Consider the following 20,213-nt stretch of genomic DNA (forward strand, 5'->3'; position numbering starts at 1 on the left):
ATGGCAAGAGGTGAAGAGGTAATGGATTATATAGAAAAGGATTTAGAATATATATGGCATCCTTGTTCTCAGATGAAAGACTATGAAAGCTTTAAGCCTATAGTGATAGAAAAAGGAAAGGGGCTTAGACTTTATGATACAGACGGTAATGTATATCTAGATGCAGTAAGTTCTTGGTGGTGTAATTTATTTGGACATTCAAATCCTAAAATCAATGCTGCACTTTGCAAACAAGTAGAAAGTTTAGAGCATGTGATTTTTGCTAATTTTACACATAAGCCTGTCATTGAACTGTGTGACAGGTTGCATAAAGTATTGCCTAAAGGGCTAGATAAGTTTTTCTTTACGGATAATGGTTCCGCTGCTGTAGAGGCGGCACTTAAAATGAGTTTCCATTATCATGCACAAATAGGGCAGTCTAATAAGAAACGTTTTATGGCTTTGACAGATGCTTATCACGGTGAGACCATAGGTGCATTATCAGTGGGAGATTTAGACATTTATACAGAAGTTTATAAGCCACTTATGATAGATGTAACAAGAGTACAAGGACCAGATTGTTATCGCTGTCCATATGGAAAGTGTAGAGAGAATTGTCAAGCAGAATGCTTTGAGAAAGTAGAAAAGGAATTAAAGATTTATGGACAAGAAGTATCAGCTTTTATTATAGAACCTTTGGTGCAAGCAGCAGCAGGGATGAAAATATATCCAGCTATTTATCTGAAGAAGCTAAGAGAAGCATGTGACCAGTATGACATCCACTTAATAGCAGATGAAATAGCTGTTGGATTTGGGCGTACAGGGAAAATGTTTGCTTGTGAACATGCAGGTATAAGCCCAGATATGATTTGTCTATCTAAAGGTTTGACCGGTGGATATATGCCGATGGCTTTAGTAGCCACTACGAATAAAGTATATGACGCCTTTTATGCAGATTATTTAGAGGGGAAATCTTTTATGCATAGCCATACTTATAGTGGCAATCCTCTAGGTGCAAGTTGCGCACTTGCAGTACTAAATATTTTTGAAGACGAAAAAATACTAGAAGGATTACCAAGTAGAAATGCTTTATTTCATAAGAAAGTAGAGGATGCACTAGGAGATTTACCTTACGTAGGTGAGATCCGTCATATTGGTTTTATTAATGGCATTGAGCTTGTACGAGATAAAAGGACAAAGGAGCCATTTTCAAGTGAGTTAAGAATAGGATATGAGATTTATAAAATAGCAGTGTCAAAAGGATTATTACTACGTCCATTAGGCAATGTACTCTATTTTAATCCACCTCTTAGTATGACAGAAGAAGAAATGGATGAGATGATTGCAATTTGCAAAGCAAGTATAGAAACCTATTTTAATGGAGTAATTAACAAATCTAAGTTTTGATTTTAAAATGAGTTTCTTCATTATATAAGATATATATTAGGTATTTATAATAAGTATATTTTTGATTGATAGCAAAATATTATTGACTTGTCTAAAAAACGTTTATATAATTAAATTGTAAAAAGAATTGCTATCAATTCTTTAACTATATAATAGTAAAAGTGGCTATTATATAGCACTAACGATTAAGCTACATTCTATAAGATTATAGACATGACTAGTTTTATACTTAATGTAATCCATAAGTGTAGGGTGCCTAAATTGAAACCTTGCAGTGTATAATAAAAAGAGGGATGCTTTTTTCACTAAGAGAGGAATTAGGTGAAGGACTGCTGTACCTGGTAAGCAAAGTATAGTATTAGGAAGGTTTTATAAAGGAGAATATAGCGTAGTAGTAGCTCAATGGGCACTACAAAGAAGCTAATTTAAGTTTGTCTATGTGTTTTAAGGGGGGACAACTTAAATTAGCTTTTTCTATATATAAATGTACAAGGAGAAGGTTGCATGGACTTATTTAATCTAGAGAGTGGTAACACATGGGTATTTACAGGAGGAATAAATGTACAAGGAGGATGGCATCAAACACAAGGCGCTAGAAATTTCATTGGACATTTTGAAGAACATATTAGATGGGAAAAGCGAGATAATGACCACGTTGGGACAAGAGAACGTTATACAATCAATACTGCTCAAGCAGGTCAAAATATAAAATCAATCAATGAGAAATTTGATACATTAGTAAGTATGTATCAACCTAAGGCAGTAGCCTTTTTAGCAGGGCCAGAAGATTATCACGGTAAATTTGAAACGGTGAGTATGTTTGAAGAAGCACTCAAAATATTTGTAGAAAAAGTAAAACAAATAGGTGCTGTAGTTATACTGCAGACTCCTGTACCTGCAAAAGAAGATGATCTTAATCAGCAAGCTCACAAGTGTGCTCAGGTAATGATAGAGATGGCAAAAGAAGATCATATGATTATACTAATAGATCATTATAATCAATGTGTGACCAAAGGGAAAAGTTATAGTAAAGGTGAATTAGATACACTCGGACATTTAGAGATAGGCTACCAATTGATGCAGGGAACTATTGGTGATGTAACAACTTTTGCATTAGATGAAGTAGTGGAGACATATCAGAAGGGGCAAAGTACGCTAGAGGAAAATCCATATGCTTGCTCTATCAAGTCACTTATTCAAAGAGATAAAGATCAACCATTACGTTGGTTATTTATAGGAGATAGTATTACACATGGTGCCTTACATACACATGGGTATGCAAGTTTTCCTCAGCTCTTTGAGCAATTTTTGAAAGATGAGTATGGAAGAGTGGGCGATGTGGTTATTAACACAGCTGTATCAGGTGCTACAACAAAAGACCAACTTGAAAACTATAAAGCACGATTTGAGACGTACAAAAAGTATGTAGATGTGGTCTTTATTATGTTTGGAACCAATGATTGTGTAAGTGACGTGAGTTTAGAAGACTTTAGAAAAAATCTTTATAAAATAGTAAAAGATATTAAAGAAGTTGGGGCTATCCCTGTGCTCCGTGCACCTAATCCTTGTTTAGATGCACCAAGTGAAAGAGGTATAAGACTTATTCCATATGTAGAAGCCATAAAAGAATGTGCAAAAGAAAATGAAATTATACTGATTAATCATTATGATGAATGGATGCAAATGGGCCAAGTTCATCTGGCAATGATTAAACGCGGTGGTTGGATTGCAGCTGGGGATGAATCCTGTATTCACCCAGGGGCAGCAGGACATCTTAATATGTTTCATGGAGCAGTTAAGACACTGGGCTTATGGAATGAAAAATCTCAAATGCTACAGTTGGCTTATAAGTTAAAAGTATAATAAGTACATAATTACTTAGAAGTATTAGATATAAGAAAAGCTACTGCATTAAATGCAGTAGCTTTTCTTATTTATTTTCTTCTTCAAAGTCTACATCAATAATAGGTTTTCCATCAGGCGTCGTTTTAGGTTTAGAAGTTTGTGCATGCTCACGAGAGAAGTTTACATGAATACCTAGTTTTTCACGCCAGCTTTTTGGGATAAGGAGTGAAAGAAGTCCTATAATAATAGCAATACCTGCTATACCTAATGCGATTGTAATGATGACACCAACAATAGAAAATACCCCTGCTAAAATAACACCTACAAGTGCAAGGATAGGGATTGCAATGACGATTGCAAGAATGGCAGCCCATATTCCATTGATGGACTTAGTGCCTATTTGAACATGAAAGTCAGATAGTTTCATAAAGTACCTCCTGGCTTTTCGCCTCATTTGTTAATATGTCTTAGTATACCATATAGTTTATAAAAAGCACTATTTATTAACAAAAATTAATGTTTAATATATGAAAATAGAGTTGAATTTAGAATTTTTACATAATAGAATAAAAAAGTATAGTACAATCTAGAAAAGGAAGGTGAAATGATGAAAGTAGAAATGAGCCCTTATTTAAAACAGGTTAAGCCTTATTTGATAAGTTTATTAAATAAGTTATTAGAAGTTTACCCATATGCTTCTATTTTAGGGACAGATGCTAAAGGGAAAAGTTATCGCGTATCACGTGCAGGGACCAATATTGGAAATGGCATGTTTGATGAAAGAGGCTTTGTTGCTAAAGTTTATAATGGTATAGGCTATAGTGAGTATGTTTTTAATGAAATAGATGCAAATAGTATAGATGAACTTTTAAACCAAATTATGAAAGTAAATAAGTTGCCGGAGGATTTGAGTGATAATCTTACCGAAGGACAATATGAAAAGCTTGAAGAAGAAAGCTGTACTTTCTCTAAAGCAAAAGAAATAGACCAACATCCACGCAGCTTAGGGGATGAAAAAATCATAGAGATATTAACAGCATTACATTCTAAAGGAAAATCTTTAGATGAGAGAGTTGTTGATTTTCGTGCAGATTTTGAATACCTAGAAATTAGTAAATGCTTTTTATCTAATAATAAAGATTTGGAGCAAAGCCTGATGTGGTCAACGGGTGCATTAATGTGTATGAGCGATGATGGTAACAAAAATAACTATCATTATAAAGGCTTCTCAGGGGCTTGTGGAAGTGAGCTATTAAATGAAATGGATAGCTCGGTAGAAGAAATTGTACAAATAGCTTGTGAACTTCTACATAGTGAAAAAATGATACCAGGTACATATGATGTGATTTGTGCACCGGATGTATCAGGTCTTATTGCACATGAAGCTTTTGGACATGGTGTAGAGATGGATATGTTTGTTAAAGACCGTGCCCTTGCAAAAGAATACATTGATGAATATGTGGCTTCCCCTCTTGTTACAATGCATGATGGGGCAGTTGGTGTAGAAAATACAGGTTCTTATTTCTTTGATGATGAAGGCACACTTGCCCAAGATATTGTTATTATCGATAAAGGGATCTTAAAACAAGGTATTAGTGACAGATTAACTTCTATGAAATTAGGTACTATACCAACAGGCAATGGTAGACGTGAAAGCTATGAAAGAAAAGCGTATACACGTATGACTAATACCTATTTTAAACCAGGAGATTCTAGTTTAGAGGAAATGATTGCTTCCATTCAAGATGGCTATCTACTTGATGCAAGTGCTAGTGGTATGGAAGACCCTAAAAACTGGGGAATCCAATGTATGGTAAGTATTGCAAGAGAAATTAAAGATGGTAAGTTAACAGGTAAAATCTTTTCACCAGTTGTATTAACAGGATATGTACCAGATTTATTAAAATCGATTTCTATGGTATCTAAGGATCTACAATTAGTAGGTACAGGTGCTTGTGGTAAAGGCTATAAAGAATGGGTCAAAGTATCTACTGGTGGTCCATATATTAAAACACGAGTAAGATTAGGATAAGGGGGGAAGATGATGAAAGAACAAATTTTACAAGCACTTAAAATAAATCAGATAGAGACCTATCTTATTAATGAAGCAGAAGTAGAGTCTGTAGAGTTATTCTTTGTAAAAAAAGAACTTGATATGAGTCGCATGAAAAAAGTAACACACTATGTTGTTAATGTATTTCGTGATTTTGAAAAAGATGGTACAAAGATGAGAGGCTCTGCAACAGCAAAGATTTATCCAAGTATGTCTTATGAAGAAGTAGATGATACACTTAAAGATGCATATTATGCTGCTTCTTTTGTAAACAATCTTTACTATCCTTTACCTAAAGGAGAGAAAGAAGATAGGATATGTACTCAGACCTCTTTAGCAAGTTATTCTTTAGAAGAATGTATTAGAAAGCTTACAGATGCCTTATTTAAATATGATACGCAAGAAGAAACTTTTATAAATTCAAGTGAAGTCTTCGTTGAAAAACGTACAATACATATTTTAAATTCAGAAGGGATAGATGTATCCTATGAAAAATACTGTGCAAAAGGAGAGTTTGTCGTTCAATGTAGAGTGCCTCAAGATGTAGAGACCTATCATGATTTCTATTATGAAAACTTAGAATGTGAGGCACTTGCACTTAAAGTAAAAGGTGCACTAGAAACAACGGCATTAAGAGCACAAGCAAAAGACAATCCTCGTACAGGTAAGTACAAAGTTATATTATCAGATATCCATATAGCAACTTTGTTAGATTACTATACCTTTAAATCTGCATCTAGCATGGTTTATCCAAAGTACTCTAATTTTAAAGTAGAAGACTGTGTGCAAGGGGAAGATGTAAAAGGGGATAAGCTAAATATTATATTAAAAGCAACAGATCCCTATAGTGGTGAAGGTATCAAAATGGTAGACCGTGTATTACTTCAAGATGGTGTTTTAAAAACTATTCATGGAGCATGTAAGTTTGCTCATTATCTAGGTATAGAGCCAACAGGGTCTTATGGTACTGTGAAAGTTGCAGAAGGTACACATACATTAGAAGAAATGAAACAAGGAACTTATTTAGAAGTCCTTAGCTTTTCCGATTTTCAAATAGATCCTTTTACTGGAGATTTTGGTGGAGAAATGAGACTTGCTCTTTATCATGAAGGGGATAAAGTTACACCACTTACAGGTGGCTCAATTTCAGGTAATATTCAAGAAGTACAGCATAATTTGATGCTTTCAAAGGAATGTCAAGTAAGAAAAGGTTATGAAGGTCCAGTATCTATCTGCTTAGAAGATATAATGGTTGCAGGAGAATAGGTTAAAATAAGGAAGGGACTATTGACACAATAGTCTCTTTTATTATGAAATCAGACTGAAAACATAATTTAATTATCAATTCTAATTTGAACTAGTGTTTAAAATATTATATAATATTTATGCTACCCATAAACAAATATAAAAAGCAGGAGAACTCAATATGGATAATCAAGAGATGACAACGTTAGAGTTTTATCAGACGTCTGTAGCAAAAGCTACGTATTGGATCGTTGTTGGGGCTATTGCTGCAGCGATGGTTGTTTCATTAGGGTGTAGGTTATTTGGATTTTACACATCTAAACCGATAGGAGGATTTATAGCTTTTGAATGTATTGGAATATTAGAGATAATAATCTTAAGTTACATTCTAAAAAAAATGTATGATGGAAATAAAATAGTAATTAAGACTTACCAAAAGTTTAAAGCATGTGTACTTATTATATGTATTTTAAACTTTGGAATGGTAATTAATTTAATGCCATCATTAATACTTTGGACAACGTGTATTTTCTTTACAGTTTTAGTAGCCTTACAGCAAGATTTTAAGCTTACAGTGATTAATGTCATCATAAATATTGCCATCATTGTAATGTATTTTATGACACACCCTATAACAGTGCTTAAAAGTGTTCCTGTAGGAGATGAAGTAATTGCACTGATTTTAGTTGGAGGGTTAAATACTGCTGCTATTGTGGTTATGAGCTATTTCTCAGGACATATTTTGGCAAATGTAGGGCAAGAACGTATGATGAAAAATAACCAAGCATTAAAGATGATTATTAGTAAAGTAAGCTTACTAATGGATAAGTTGACAGATGCTTCTCATTCCTTAACTTGTATTGCACAAGAGGAAACAGCTTCTATGGAAAATATATATGAAGTGAGTAGAAGAATCGTACAAGGTAATACTAAGATGCTTGATAAGTCATCACAAAGTAGAGAAAATCTTTTAAATCTAAAAACTGGGGTAGCCAATATATCAAACCAAATGAAAGAAACACAAAATATTTCTAATGAGCTTGTGCAGTTATTTATTAATAATGAGAAACAGCTAAATAATATTTTAAATATTAATAAAGAAATTGCAACTTCTACCAATCATACACTAGAAGTTGCACAGGAGCTACAAAGTAAAACAACTCAAGTGGATAGCCTATTAAATATCATAGAACAGGTTGCAAATGAAACTAATTTATTAGCATTAAATGCATCAATAGAAGCTGCACGTGCTGGGGAGCATGGTAGAGGATTTGCAGTTGTAGCTGATGAGGTGAAGAAACTTTCCGATAGCACTACAAAATCTTTACAAAATGTAAATGAAGTGATTAATAACTTCAAGCAAGATGCTAATTTAGTAGAAGGTCTTATGAGAGAAAATACAAAGCAAATAGGGGATCATAACAATGTAATTACTCAAATGGAACAAGATATTAATCAGATGTTAGAACAGCTAAAAGTAGCTGCTAATAAAGTAACGGTTGTAGATGAATTGGCAGAAAAACAATATGGGTATACGAAGCAGACGGTAGAATTTAATGAAGAAGTTACAAATAGCATGAAAGATGAAGTGACTCAAGTAGAGGGAATAACAGAATTAGTTGAAGACAATAAACATGCTATAGAACAAATTGTATGTCATATCGAAGATTTAAACCAAATTATTGATGAGATCCAAGCTTTGCTAAAATAATACTTTTAATATCTAATAAAAGAGGTATATCAGATGACAAATATAAAAATTAGAGGTATTGAAGTTCAGCGAGGACAAAATGTTGTATACGCTGATTCTTATATTGAGCATTTTAAAAAGCAAGGAAAAAATATTGAGCGGTTATTAGAAGGTTATGGAAGAGAACAGTATTATATAGCTGATAGAGAAAAAGAAAATACATTATCATTGGGGTATGAAGCTACAAAAGTACTTTTAGCAAAAGAGGGTTTGAAGGGAGAAGATATAGACATTATAGTATTTTGTTCTCAAAGTCCAGAGTATTTAATTCCTTCACAGGCAGTTATTTTACATGGACTTATTGAAGGCAGTAGAAAGGCACAGGTTATGGATATCAATGTTAACTGTGCAGGAATGTTAACTGGCTTTGATACTGTAGTACAAATTATGCAGGCCAAACCATATCTTAAAAAAGCACTTATTGTAGGAGCTGAGTGCTTAACTTTTACAACTACAGACAAAGATGAGTATACCTATCCTATATTTGGAGATGCAGGATGTGCAGTTATTTTAGAAAGAACAAAAGAACAAGAATCTGGTTTTATTGATAGTACATATCGTACAGACGGTAAGACATGGGGATTAGTAACTTACCCTCAAAAAGGTTTTTCACAATGTGTAACAGAAAAGGTAGAAGAACTATATATGAAGTGGACACCTTTTGACGCAGATTTTGTAGCGGGGTATATGAAAGATGCATTAATAGAACTGTTAGATAGAAATGCTTACACATTAGAAGATATTAAACTCATTTGTTCTTCACAATATGCATTAGGATTGGTAGAAAACTGTAGTAAGGCATTAGATGTGCCAAGGGATAAGTTTATATACATAGGGAATGAGTATGGTTATACAGGAACATCGTCACCTTTTATAGCACTTTATGAAGCTATAAAAGAAAAGCGTATACAAAGAGGCGATTTAATTAACATGTGGACAGTAGGGACACATTGGACAATAGTAAGTATTCTTATGAAGTATTAAGTAATAAAAGTTTATGAGTAGCAAAAAAGGACCATTATGGTCCTTTTTTAATGAGACAAAACAGCTTTTAAATCTGGGTCTTTCTTAGAGTATTCTAAAAAGCCAGTATGAAGCTTGATTGCTTTTTCTAAATCTATTTTACTTTCTTCAAGATGCCCAAGTAAGGCGTGGAAGCAAGCTCTATTATAATAGAGAAAACCTTCTTCAACAATATGAGAAATACCATCATTCAGAATTTCTAATCCTGTTTCAATTTCACCTTGTTCTTTATAGAGAACTGCCAGATTTAAATAAGTATAAGGATAAGAAGTATCATGAGTTAAAGATTGCTTGTAATAATGAATGGCTTCGGTATAACGATTAAGCTTAGAGCTTATAACACCCATGTTAAAGAGTGCCACTGAATGATGTGGCTCTAATGCTAGGGCGCGCTTAAACATTTGGTGTGCAAAGTCAACCATACCTTGAATTTCATAGATAGACCCTAGATTAGTAAGCGCCCAAAAATCATCAGGAACCATTTCAAGAAGTGCTTTATAAGTCTCTATAGCTTTAGAGGTTTCTCCTAAAATATCATAAGCATTGGCTAAAAAGAAATAGGCTCTATCATAAAAAGGATCTATTTCAATAGCTTTTTGATAATGAGCAATAGCCATTTCATAGTTTTGATCATCATCATATAAAGAAGCGATACCATAATAGGCCATAGACTCATCTGGATCTTCCTTGATAATGGCTTCATAAGTTGAAAAAGCCTGTTCTTTATTATTTAACGCTTGATAGCATAGTGCAATATTTAAGCGAGTATAGGTATCTTGATCTTCGTTGTAAGCTTGTAAAAAGTAATTAAGTGCTTTTAAATATTTACCATCTTCGTAGGCTATTTCGCCCAACTGTGTTATATCCATAATTCTTCCTCTGCTTTTTATAAATGTTTAGCTCTTATTATAGCATATAAAGCAAGGAAGGAAAAATATTGAGTAAAGTTATAAAATGGTAATACTATAAGCTGTTGTTTGAGGAGGTATAGATTTAGTCATAGCAGAAGAATGAACAACTTTTACATCAATACCTGTATTTAAATCAGATAGTTTATAAGCTTTTTTGTTTTTACTATTTTGGATAGCTGTTTCAGGTGTAACTTTAAGTACGATTTGATTTTTAGTATCAGTAGATTTTCCGGCAGGAACAACTGTCACTGTGTCATCTGCAAAGTTAATTGCAATGATTTGCGCACGATCAATAGTAACAGTATCGCTAGGTTGAGCTGGAGTAGTTGGTGTACTAGTAGTTGATTTTACAAGATTTGTTTCGCTTTCTGTAACTGTTACGCTATAGCCAAGATCTTTAGCTAGGTTATAAATAGGAGCATAAACTTGATTGTTATAAATAATGGCAGGAACGTTCTTCATAATTTGTTTGCCATCAAGGGTATACTTATAATTATTATTTAAGGATGCCTTGATAGGATAGAGTTTATTGGCTGCCCAAACAGTTCCTAATAATGATGAAAGGGTTAGAGCAATGACGCCCCATAAAGCTAATTTACGTTTCATAGTAAACCTCCAATAAGTAATATTTGTCATTTATTATCTGCAAGTATAAAAAAAATATACATGACAGAAAAAAACAAGATTAATGGACATAAGTCAAATGTTAACTTATAATATGAAATATATAACAAAAACTAAAAAATAAAGTAAATTGAAAGTGAGGCGAGTGAATATGGCATTAGAGTGGGACTTAACCCCTTTATATGATTCATTTGAAAGTGAGAAATTCAAAGAAGATTTAAAAAAAAGTTCGATTTTAGTTGATGAAATGAAAGAATGGATAGACATAAATTTTAATAATCATGAGGATGAACTTGAAAAGTTAGAGAACTTTATGAAAAAAGATTTAGAACTATATAGCTATCAAGAAAGATTAGGTGCATTTATTCATTTAACCCTTAGTACAGATTCAAAAAATGAACCTGCGATTAAGAACAATGCAATTTTGCAAGCAAAAAGAAATGAATTAGCAGGACCTATGGCGAAAGTGAATAAATGGATTGCCCAAATTGAAGATTTAGCTACATTATTAGAAAAGTCACCTCTTCTTAAAGAACATAGTTTTTACTTAAGCGAAATTGTAGCTAACAATGCACATAGCTTAAGTGAAAAAGAAGAAGCCATGTTAGCAAAATTAAAAGAAACAGGTTCTTCAGCATGGGAAGATTATAAGAATCTTATTATTTCTACTCATAAAGTAGAGATTGAAGAAGAAGAGGGGATGAAAGAGTATCCATTAACAGTTGCACTTAATATGGCATATGACACAGATAAAAAGGTAAGAGAACGTGCATATCATGCTGAAATTGCTTCATATAAAAAAATTGAGGATGGTGTAGCAGCTGCACTCAATGGTATTAAAGGAGAGGCTATATCTGTATGTGCTTTAAGAGGATACGAATCTCCACTTGAGATGACACTTAATCAATCTCGTATGGACCGTGAGACACTTGAGGCAATGCTTGGTGCAATGCGTGAAAGCTTCCCTAAGTTTAGAAGTTATTTAAGAAGAAAAGCAGAACTTTTAGGTTATAAAAATGGGTTACCATTTTATGAAATGTATGCACCAGTATGTGATGCAGATATGACTTATAGCTATGAAGATGGGCAAGATTTTGTAGAAAAGCAATTTAGAAAGTTCAGTGAGAACTTAGGAAACTATGCAGTTAAAGCATTTGATAATCACTGGATTGATGTATATCCAAGAGCAGGTAAACGTGGTGGGGCATTCTGTTCTACAATTCGTACCATCAAACAATCTAGATTTTTACTTAATTATGGCAATAGCTTTAGTGATGTTATTACAATGGCTCATGAATTAGGACATGGGTTCCATGGTGCATGTTTAAATAATGAATCACCATTTAATACATCTTATCCAATGCCACTTGCAGAAACAGCATCTACTTTCTGTGAAACTATTGTAAAAAAAGCTGCTATTAAAGAAGTAGATAAAAAAGCAGCCTTTTCTATATTGGAAACAGAGATTTCTGATGCAACACAAGTTATTGTAGATATTTATTCACGCTATTTATTTGAAACAGAAGTATTTGAAAAACGTAAAGTGAGCCCACTTACAGTAGAAGAAATTAAGAATGCCATGCTAAATGCACAAAAAGAAGCTTATGGTGATGGCTTGGACCCAGAATATTTACATCCATATATGTGGACATGGAAACCACACTATTACTTCACAACCAGAAACTTCTACAACTTCCCATATGCATTTGGTCTTCTCTTTGCAAAAGGTCTCTATGCAGAATACTGTAAAAAGCCAGAGACTTTCCCAGAAGAATATGAGAAAATTCTTGCACTTACAGGTAAAAATAAAATCGTAGATGTTACAAAGGCCGCAGGCATCGATGTTCATGATATTGAGTTCTGGAAAGCATCTCTTAAAACAATAGAAGAAGATATTGATACATTTATCAAATTAAGCTACGAAATTTAAATTTGAGAAGTTGGAATACAATAAGCTTACCTACATGCCCTCACACTTACCCCAATATTTATCGTACAGTAAAAAGGACGAACATATTAAATTGCAATATGTTCGTCCTTTTTTATAGATACTTAGACATTATCAGTATGACAATAGCTAAATGGGAGTGGGAACCAAGAGTGAATAAGGTGACTAAAACTTCTTAGTTCTTGAGGAATGAAGCTAACTGGATCACAGATAAAGTGTGTGGCTTCTAAGTGAGATAGACTGATATCAGGTGTATGTGTTGTAGGTGAAACTTGGATAGTATCACTAACTTCAATTGAGAGTATTACTTGATCTTTGATTTCTAAAATAAGTTTTCCTTTTTCAAGAGGTTCATAGCTTGCTTTTAGTTCTAGGAAGGCTTGGATGAAATTTTGATAGTTTACAATTTTAAGTTGTGTTGCCGTAGCCATTCTATAGTTTTCCGCAAAACTCATCAAGTATTTAAGATTCTCTTGATCGTGTAAGCCAATAGATAAGTTAACACCATCTAAATCTAGTTTATTTAAGATTAAAGATAAGAATGAGCCAAGAAGGCTAGTATCTTCAATGTAGAAATCTAAAATATTAGAGCCAGCAAGAATCATATATCCTTTTAGAATTCCATCATTGTAAAGAGCATAAGGCTTTGCTTCCCAAGATTTACAAATAGTAACAAAATTTTTTAATGGACGAATGCTATGAAGTGGTTTAGCATGATGCCAATTTGAGATTTGTTGTAGATCATCTTGAGATAGCGTATCAAAAGACTTAAGTGTATCTGTAGTTGAATGAGTAATTCCTTTGTGTTTTAAGTTTACTTTGTCAACAACTAAATGTATTAGTGAGCCTGTTGGTGTAAAGCCAAAGTATTCATAGCGTTGTCTTTGGCCACTTAAAATAGCAAAGTCAGCTTGTTCAGTCTCAATAAAGGACATAGCATTTTTCATAAGTTGTTTCATATGTCCTTGCCCACGACTATAAGGATGAACAGAAACAGTACCAATTCCCATACCTTTTAAAAGGTGGTCTCCAGTTTGTAAAGTTAGTGGAAAACATCCTACCATAGCTTTAATACGGTCATTTTCTTTAGCTATAAAATGATAAGGTGCTAAATCTTCTCTTCCGTCATAGAGCTTAGGAAGAAGCTCTTTAAAATCAATTTTAAAAACGTAATTACCGAAATCCAATAAATCAGCGTATTCAGATGATGTACCAATGGTATAATTAATCATAAATCCCCCTATAAGAATAAATTAGATATAATTTTATTGTAGAGTAAAATAAAGTAAGGAACAAGAGTTTTAAAGAAGTAGCGAAAAAAAAGAGTATTAGTCTAAATGGAATGTAAAATTAATTATGAGATTGAAAAATTTAATATTAAAAAAATAGATAATGTAATAGGGATTATAGTTATTTAACTTGTCAAAAACATGTTATTAAAGAGAGTGTTGTAGATACTGTAAAAGGATAGTGAGTGTGTAAAATAGAAATTTATTCAGTTATAAATATAAAGCCATGCATAGTTACAATCTATGCATGGCTTTTAAAGTTGTAAGAGTATAGGATTATGCGATGTCTTATTTAGTATCAGGATCTTTGATACCTGCTTTTGAAGAAATATGACCTTTTGTATTACCTGTTTTAGGGTCGCTAGATGTTTTGCCATTATCTTTATAATGTTTGTTCATGATGTCCTCCTTGGTTGATTCTTATAAATTAGTATTATCAAAAGGTATAAAATCATACCCTTTTTTCAAATTCTTTACGATTTCATGACAAAACCCTAAACAGGCATATTATGGTATATAATAGATGAGTATAATAAAAATGTATTAAAATAAGACAAAAAAGGAGAAGAAAGATGAAAAAAACAATGATGGCATTACTTGTTATATTCTCCTTGGTAAGTATTTTTCCAAGCCAAATACAAGCAGCTCAGCATAATGATGATATGCGAGCAGTATGGATGGCAACAGTAAGTAATATTGACTTCCCAAGCGTACAAAATAAGAATAATGCCACAGCTCAAAAACAAGAATTTATCAAAAAATTAGATCGTATGCAAGAAATTGGGATTAATACGATTATGGTGCAAGTAAGACCAAAGGCAGATGCTTTATATGTCTCAAATATTAATCCATGGTCAGATGTTTTAACAGGAACACAAGGATTATATCCAGGATATGACCCATTAGCGTTTATGATTGAAGAAACACATAAGAGAGGAATGGATATCCATGCATGGTTAAATCCATATCGTGTAACGCAATCAGGAACAGATTTAAATAGTTTGAGTTTAACTCATCCAGCGAGACTTAATCCAGAGTGGGTAATGTCTTATAACAATGCTTATTACTATAATCCAGCATTAGAAGAAGTAAAGCAACACATTGTAGATACAGTTGAAGAACTTGTAAAAAACTATGATATTGATGGTATTCATTTTGACGACTATTTCTATCCATCTAATTACCCACTTCCAGCAGGTGAAGATAGAGATGGGCCTACTGCAAATGCAAGAAGAGAACATATTAATGATATGGTAAAACGTGTAAGCAAGGTTATTGAACGTACAAAGCCTAATGTGATGTTTGGGATTAGTCCAATTGGTATTTGGAAAAACCAAAAAAGTGATCCAACAGGATCTAACACAGGTGGAGGAGAGTCTTACTACACTGTTTGTGCAGATACAAGAACATGGATACAAAATGAATGGATTGATTATGTAGTACCTCAGATTTATTGGGAGACAACACATCAAACAGCTAACTACAAGACACTTGTAGAGTGGTGGTCAAATGAAGTTAAAGGAACAAAGGTAAAACTTTACATAGGGCAAGGTATCTACAAAGATACTGTAGCAGAAGAAATGATTACTCAGTTAAAAGAAAATGAAAAATACCCCCAGATTGAAGGTAGTATTTATTTCAGTATGAAAGATTTAATGAATAATAGGAAAGGTGTCTCAACAGCATTACAAACTTACTATAAAGGCTCCTGGGTAGATGATAGTGATGATCAGATCAAGGATGACCAGGTAGATAGTGGGCAAACAGGTGATACTTCTAATCCAGAATTAGTAGGGAAAATGGGCGTTGTTACAGAAGATAGTCTTAACTTTAGAGAAGGACCAGGAACTACTTATAGTAGCATTGGCAAATTGAATAAAGGGACAAAAGTAACTATTTTTGCAGAGGCAAATGGATGGTATCAAGTAGGACTTACAAATGGACAAGTAGGTTTTGTAAGTTCTAATTATGTTCGTATATTAGGAGATAATGAAGTAGTTGAAGAGGAGGATCAAGAAGTAATTATTCCACCTAATTCAAATGATCAAACAGTAAGTGATGGAACAATCAAACTAATTATTAAGGGGAAACAAGTTAAGCCACCAGTAGCACCATTTATTCAAAATGGGACAACACTTGTACCACTTCGTATTATTAGTGAAAACTTAGGTGCAGAGGTAGAATGGGAAAGTGAAAGTAGAAGTATTATTATTCAACAAGATAATAATATGATGGTTTTAACTATAGATAGCAAAAAGGCTATGGTTAATGGGAAGACTGAAACTTTACTTGAGGCACCGCAAATGGTTAATGGAACAACAATGGTACCCATTCGCTTTATTAGTGAAAAATTAGGAGCCAAAGTTGACTGGAATAGTAGTAGTAAAATTATTACAATTGAATAGAGTTGAGTAGTGTGTAGGATAACTACACACTACTTTTTTATTCATTTGTAAAGTTATGTTTAATTTTTTGTAAGTCATATATTAATTTATATTAAATAACTTAGTTCACTACATAAGTTTGTAGTGTTCGTTACATAAATAAAAAAAGGCACTAAAAAGTAGATATAATCTATTCTCATAAGGGGAAAGCAAGAACAGGGGAATAAGAGAAGTAGTATTGCTATAAGGGATGGCAGTACTATAAGGGGATAGAAGTGCTATAAGAGATAGAGAACGTAGGGGAACGGAATATCCAAAGTAATAATATCTATAGAAGGTATTAATAAAGAAGGAACGCAGAATCTTAATGATGAATGCGTTCCTTTTTGTATGTTTAAGATTTATTTAAGGTGTATTATTTTTTCCTGCAGTGTTTTTAAAAGGTACGCCAATATCTATGCCATCATTGGTTGTATAGAGCCATTCAACAATATCTCCACTTTTAAGTGTGTAATCAGTAGGAGGGAGAGATGAAAAGGTACCATTTACTTTATAAAACCAACGACTAGAGCTACCATAATCGTTTTGAGTGATATTATTAATACTTGTAATATAAGCGTTATTATTTTTTCCACCTAATACATAGGGGATGTTTTGATTAGTAAATACTTCTATTGAGGCTTGAAGAACGGAATCACCAATAGTAACATCTTCTGGAGTAGGAGGTAGTAAAATTGTAGCAGCACTTGGTCCGAGTACAGAGAAAGTAATTGGCATTGTATCTGAGTCAGATTGTCTATAAGATGCTTTTTGATGATTTAAATAAAACAAGCCTAGTGCTGCTAACGGAAGTAAATTATTCATAGTCATCATCCTTTAATAAAAGAAATACTCTCTGTATTTAGTCTATTCTATAAAAGAAAAGAAGTTACAAATACAGAGAGTATAATATTACTTTATATGTTGTTCACAGTAAGTATAATAAAAATCAATAAGTAATGTAAATACATAATCGAAAATAATAAAACCAATTTGAGCTAAAACAAAAATAATAACAGTAGGTGGAAGTTGTAAACCAGGAAATAACTGATGTATTAAGTTAATCAGTCCAGCAAAAGCACCAGGGGTTATTAAGTTATCAAATAAAAAATAGGCGAGAGTAAACATTATATTGAAAAAAATAAGTTTTAGTAACCATTCCAGAGGAATACGATTTAGTTTTTCAATAAAATATTTAATGATTCCGTAACAGCCAAAGAATAAGATATAAAGTAAACTAATGTTAAGTGGTAAAAGAATAACCCCTAATAAGCTAGAGGTTATATAGACCATTAAGGAAGTCTTTACATTTTCTCGAATAAGTGCAATAGGTACAGTAATAGATGCTAATGTAAGCAAAGTCAGTGTATTTGTTGGAATGAGTAAAGTTAAATACAAGATAATAATAGTAAGTGCAGTTAAAATACTACCACTTACGAGTTGCTTTGTAGACATCTATTTACCTCCCTTACAATGATGGGCACAAGGAGAAATGATTTTATTATATTTATCCATCATGCCTAAATTAATAATATTATGAAGTAGTACACGATGACGGTTGAGTGGTAATGCTTTTAAAAGATGGCTACAGTTATAGCCACAGTTTAAAAGTGTAAAACTAATAGATTCACGAATTTTTTTAACTAAAGTTTCATAGCTTAAATCTTCATGATTATAAAGAATAACAATAGGATTAAATTGCCCAGTTTTCATATCCTTTTCTAAATCATCTAATGCATCAATAACATAAATCCACTTTCCGAGGGCATACCCAAAATCAAAAAGCTGTTCTCGAAGTTCAGGGCTATCATTTTCAAAAGAATAAGGATAGTGTTTTAAAATATTAGCCACAATCAAGCTAGAAGGATGGCTGATTTCATCAATAGAATCAAAATCCTTATTTTTTTCAAGAACATGTAAATTTTTTAATTCACGTTCAATTAAGTGATTAACTTTGACTACATCAGGGCTAAACTTAGAACTGTAGGGTTTTAAAAGTGAAGCAAAGGCTTCACTTTTAAGATTGCGTTCGTCTTCTACATCATCTAGAAGTTTATAGTATGCTAAGGATACATTCATACTTGCTGCATAGTCTAAAGCTTCATTATTAACAATCATAGGTTTGTTCTTAACAGGATGTACCATACAAGAACGTTTTTGCACGTAAGCTTTATTTGGACTTAATCCATCTAAAAGAAGAGCCAGTGCAACGAGGTCGTAATTAAGAACCATACGTGGAAGTTGACCAAAGTTTTGCTTAATATGAGAACATAGACCACAATAATAGGCTTTAAAGGCTTCAAATTCACGTACTTTAAGTTCATCTTTTAAGGGTGTAACATAACCAAACATAAGAAGCCCCCTTTAAATACATTCGATTAAATCGCCACCCATACATTCACAACAAGAGTCTAGGCAGATAAGATCAAGACAACTAAAGTGACAACAATCATCGTCACAACAGCAACAACAGCATCCGCTACGTCTTCTATAGCGTCTAGCATTATAGTAGTCATCACTATAACGACCAGGTCTAGCCATAAAGCTAGCAAGTTGCTTTTTATAACCTTCATTAGAAGGATTAAGTGCAATAGCTTTTTCTAAATGACTTTTAGCTGAGTCAAACCATGCTTTTTGCATTAATACTTTACTATATAAAAAATGCCATTTATCATCTTTAATAGGATGACCAATGAGCCAAGATTCCGCTTTTTTAAATTCCCTATTAGAAAGAAGGGTACATACTTCCTCATAAGTGGAAGACATGAAAATCACCTCGTTTTACTTATCATTTTTATTTTATTCTATTATAGCAAGTTAAGTACATAAATACTATAACAAATTAATGTGGTCTAATGATTAAAATAGGTATACAATAGTTAATGATTTGAATAGCAGAAGGTAGGATGAGAACAATGGATACAATTATATTTTTATATTATAAGCATGAAATATACGTAGGAGATTATTACAAAGAGAAAATTAAAGAAGTTAAATTTGAGAAAGCAGATTCGTGGGAAGTGTATCATTATGAGGATTTTGAAAAACTATTGGAATATATGCAATATCCTCTTAAGTATAATAATTTTAAAAATAACCGTCTCATTTTTCTTTTTGACGACATACGCTTTTATGAATGGCTTATGAAGGCAAAGCGATATGTGGCACAAAGTGAACAAATCTATGCCGAACGTATAGAACCAATGCTAGAGGTTGTACAAAAAGAGCAAGGGCGTATAATAAAAGAAGGTAATGAATATGAGGAAGAGGCAGATAAACTTCCTGCTGCAGTTGCTGACATCTATAAGTATGTATTAGATATGGATTGGAGTAAGTATGAAACCACCTTACGATATGAATTAGTACTTAGCCCTGCAACGTTATATAAAAGAAAAGAAGAAGGGAAAAAACAGTATTTGCATGTTGAAGATATCGTAGATTTGAACTCATTGATTGCAGATGAAACATGGGTAAAAAAAGGAGATGAAGTTTTAGAATACGATCACTATGTAAAAAAACTTTTTGGAGGCACTAAAATAGAACATTTAAGTAAAAGAGTAAACTCTGAAGGTTGTTTTTATTGGCATTTGCCTCAAAAAGATGATAGAATTTTTGTTAATAAAGATGAAGTAATTGGAGTTATTGACTATAAAAAAGGAACTAGAGAAGAGATGCTAGGATGGTGTAAAAAGATTTTATAAGAATGTGGTGAGGGA

General features: G+C 32.8%; 17 protein-coding genes. 9 read left to right on the forward strand and 8 right to left on the reverse strand.

Annotated features, from left to right (window positions below):
* Complete coding sequence (bioA, locus tag PBV87_RS02450) at window positions 1-1,386, forward strand: adenosylmethionine--8-amino-7-oxononanoate transaminase (RefSeq protein WP_330680336.1); 1,386 nt, start codon at window positions 1-3, stop codon at window positions 1,384-1,386.
* Window positions 1,387-1,890: 504 nt separating this feature from the next.
* Window positions 1,891-3,249, forward strand: coding sequence for an SGNH/GDSL hydrolase family protein (locus PBV87_RS02455; RefSeq protein ID WP_271011019.1), 1,359 nt, complete (start codon window positions 1,891-1,893; stop codon window positions 3,247-3,249).
* 67 nt (window positions 3,250-3,316) lie between these two features.
* Here the strand turns inward: PBV87_RS02455 and PBV87_RS02460 are convergent, their stop codons facing one another.
* Window positions 3,317-3,658 carry a hypothetical protein gene (locus tag PBV87_RS02460; protein ID WP_053985835.1) on the reverse strand — a complete coding sequence of 114 codons (342 nt, stop codon included), beginning with the start codon at window positions 3,656-3,658 and terminating at the stop codon, window positions 3,317-3,319.
* Window positions 3,659-3,835: 177 nt separating this feature from the next.
* On the opposite strand from PBV87_RS02460, the gene PBV87_RS02465 reads away from it, so the two are divergent.
* The 4 genes from PBV87_RS02465 to PBV87_RS02480 all read left to right on the forward strand — a co-directional run bounded on the left by PBV87_RS02465 (window position 3,836) and on the right by PBV87_RS02480 (window position 9,263).
* A complete protein-coding gene (locus tag PBV87_RS02465; protein ID WP_330680337.1) occupies window positions 3,836-5,263 on the forward strand; it encodes a TldD/PmbA family protein in 1,428 nt (475 codons plus the stop codon).
* Between the two features lie 12 nt (window positions 5,264-5,275).
* Window positions 5,276-6,550 (forward strand): metallopeptidase TldD-related protein, encoded by a 1,275-nt coding sequence (locus PBV87_RS02470; protein ID WP_271011020.1) that lies wholly within the window; start codon window positions 5,276-5,278, stop codon window positions 6,548-6,550.
* Window positions 6,551-6,710: 160 nt separating this feature from the next.
* Window positions 6,711-8,240: a methyl-accepting chemotaxis protein gene (locus tag PBV87_RS02475; RefSeq protein WP_271011021.1), complete on the forward strand. Its 1,530-nt coding sequence runs from the start codon at window positions 6,711-6,713 to the stop codon at window positions 8,238-8,240.
* A 33-nt stretch (window positions 8,241-8,273) separates the two neighbouring features.
* Window positions 8,274-9,263, forward strand: coding sequence for a 3-oxoacyl-[acyl-carrier-protein] synthase III C-terminal domain-containing protein (locus tag PBV87_RS02480; protein WP_271011022.1), 990 nt, complete (start codon window positions 8,274-8,276; stop codon window positions 9,261-9,263).
* A gap of 47 nt (window positions 9,264-9,310) precedes the next feature.
* Here PBV87_RS02480 and PBV87_RS02485 read toward each other — a convergent pair whose 3' ends face one another.
* Window positions 9,311-10,171 carry a tetratricopeptide repeat protein gene (locus tag PBV87_RS02485; protein ID WP_271011023.1) on the reverse strand — a complete coding sequence of 287 codons (861 nt, stop codon included), beginning with the start codon at window positions 10,169-10,171 and terminating at the stop codon, window positions 9,311-9,313.
* A 78-nt stretch (window positions 10,172-10,249) separates the two neighbouring features.
* Entirely contained in the window at window positions 10,250-10,819 is a 570-nt protein-coding gene (locus PBV87_RS02490) for a hypothetical protein (RefSeq protein WP_271011024.1), read from the reverse strand.
* 169 nt (window positions 10,820-10,988) lie between these two features.
* On the opposite strand from PBV87_RS02490, the gene PBV87_RS02495 reads away from it, so the two are divergent.
* Window positions 10,989-12,767, forward strand: coding sequence for a M3 family oligoendopeptidase (locus tag PBV87_RS02495; protein WP_271011025.1), 1,779 nt, complete (start codon window positions 10,989-10,991; stop codon window positions 12,765-12,767).
* A 122-nt stretch (window positions 12,768-12,889) separates the two neighbouring features.
* Here PBV87_RS02495 and PBV87_RS02500 read toward each other — a convergent pair whose 3' ends face one another.
* Window positions 12,890-14,017, reverse strand: coding sequence for a GNAT family N-acetyltransferase (locus PBV87_RS02500; protein ID WP_271011026.1), 1,128 nt, complete (start codon window positions 14,015-14,017; stop codon window positions 12,890-12,892).
* Between the two features lie 629 nt (window positions 14,018-14,646).
* Between PBV87_RS02500 and PBV87_RS02505 the strand changes: the two genes are divergently transcribed.
* Window positions 14,647-16,479 carry a family 10 glycosylhydrolase gene (locus PBV87_RS02505; RefSeq protein WP_271011027.1) on the forward strand — a complete coding sequence of 611 codons (1,833 nt, stop codon included), beginning with the start codon at window positions 14,647-14,649 and terminating at the stop codon, window positions 16,477-16,479.
* A 384-nt stretch (window positions 16,480-16,863) separates the two neighbouring features.
* Here the strand turns inward: PBV87_RS02505 and PBV87_RS02510 are convergent, their stop codons facing one another.
* The 4 genes from PBV87_RS02510 to PBV87_RS02525 form a co-directional block, all read right to left on the reverse strand.
* Complete coding sequence (locus tag PBV87_RS02510) at window positions 16,864-17,322, reverse strand: DUF4430 domain-containing protein (RefSeq protein ID WP_271011028.1); 459 nt, start codon at window positions 17,320-17,322, stop codon at window positions 16,864-16,866.
* 87 nt (window positions 17,323-17,409) lie between these two features.
* Window positions 17,410-17,952: a hypothetical protein gene (locus tag PBV87_RS02515; protein WP_271011029.1), complete on the reverse strand. Its 543-nt coding sequence runs from the start codon at window positions 17,950-17,952 to the stop codon at window positions 17,410-17,412.
* On the reverse strand, window positions 17,953-18,849 hold the full coding sequence (locus tag PBV87_RS02520) for a DUF5685 family protein (protein WP_271011030.1): 897 nt from the start codon (window positions 18,847-18,849) through the stop codon (window positions 17,953-17,955).
* 12 nt (window positions 18,850-18,861) lie between these two features.
* Entirely contained in the window at window positions 18,862-19,263 is a 402-nt protein-coding gene (locus tag PBV87_RS02525) for a tetratricopeptide repeat protein (protein ID WP_053985823.1), read from the reverse strand.
* Between the two features lie 149 nt (window positions 19,264-19,412).
* Here PBV87_RS02525 and PBV87_RS02530 point away from each other — a divergent pair, with 149 nt between their 5' ends.
* A complete protein-coding gene (locus tag PBV87_RS02530; protein ID WP_271011031.1) occupies window positions 19,413-20,198 on the forward strand; it encodes a hypothetical protein in 786 nt (261 codons plus the stop codon).
* Window positions 20,199-20,213: the final 15 nt, after the last annotated feature.

The sequence above is a fragment of the Holtiella tumoricola genome (assembly GCF_027857615.1).
In the GTDB taxonomy this organism is placed as follows: Bacteria; Bacillota; Clostridia; order Lachnospirales; family Cellulosilyticaceae; genus Holtiella; species Holtiella tumoricola.

Excerpts from the sequence above, each read along its gene's own strand:
- PBV87_RS02505 (WP_271011027.1), top strand. The coding sequence starts at position 14,647 with ATGAAAAAAACAATGATGGCATTACTTGTTATATTCTCCTTGGTAAGT.
- PBV87_RS02465 (WP_330680337.1), top strand. The coding sequence starts at position 3,836 with ATGATGAAAGTAGAAATGAGCCCTTATTTAAAACAGGTTAAGCCTTAT.
- PBV87_RS02460 (WP_053985835.1), bottom strand. The coding sequence starts at position 3,658 with ATGAAACTATCTGACTTTCATGTTCAAATAGGCACTAAGTCCATCAAT.
- PBV87_RS02485 (WP_271011023.1), bottom strand. The coding sequence starts at position 10,171 with ATGGATATAACACAGTTGGGCGAAATAGCCTACGAAGATGGTAAATAT.
- PBV87_RS02490 (WP_271011024.1), bottom strand. The coding sequence starts at position 10,819 with ATGAAACGTAAATTAGCTTTATGGGGCGTCATTGCTCTAACCCTTTCA.
- PBV87_RS02525 (WP_053985823.1), bottom strand. The coding sequence starts at position 19,263 with ATGTCTTCCACTTATGAGGAAGTATGTACCCTTCTTTCTAATAGGGAA.
- bioA (WP_330680336.1), top strand. The coding sequence starts at position 1 with ATGGCAAGAGGTGAAGAGGTAATGGATTATATAGAAAAGGATTTAGAA.
- PBV87_RS02520 (WP_271011030.1), bottom strand. The coding sequence starts at position 18,849 with ATGTTTGGTTATGTTACACCCTTAAAAGATGAACTTAAAGTACGTGAA.
- PBV87_RS02480 (WP_271011022.1), top strand. The coding sequence starts at position 8,274 with ATGACAAATATAAAAATTAGAGGTATTGAAGTTCAGCGAGGACAAAAT.
- PBV87_RS02470 (WP_271011020.1), top strand. The coding sequence starts at position 5,276 with ATGAAAGAACAAATTTTACAAGCACTTAAAATAAATCAGATAGAGACC.
- PBV87_RS02500 (WP_271011026.1), bottom strand. The coding sequence starts at position 14,017 with ATGATTAATTATACCATTGGTACATCATCTGAATACGCTGATTTATTG.
- PBV87_RS02495 (WP_271011025.1), top strand. The coding sequence starts at position 10,989 with ATGGCATTAGAGTGGGACTTAACCCCTTTATATGATTCATTTGAAAGT.
- PBV87_RS02475 (WP_271011021.1), top strand. The coding sequence starts at position 6,711 with ATGGATAATCAAGAGATGACAACGTTAGAGTTTTATCAGACGTCTGTA.
- PBV87_RS02455 (WP_271011019.1), top strand. The coding sequence starts at position 1,891 with ATGGACTTATTTAATCTAGAGAGTGGTAACACATGGGTATTTACAGGA.
- PBV87_RS02510 (WP_271011028.1), bottom strand. The coding sequence starts at position 17,322 with ATGAATAATTTACTTCCGTTAGCAGCACTAGGCTTGTTTTATTTAAAT.
- PBV87_RS02515 (WP_271011029.1), bottom strand. The coding sequence starts at position 17,952 with ATGTCTACAAAGCAACTCGTAAGTGGTAGTATTTTAACTGCACTTACT.
- PBV87_RS02530 (WP_271011031.1), top strand. The coding sequence starts at position 19,413 with ATGGATACAATTATATTTTTATATTATAAGCATGAAATATACGTAGGA.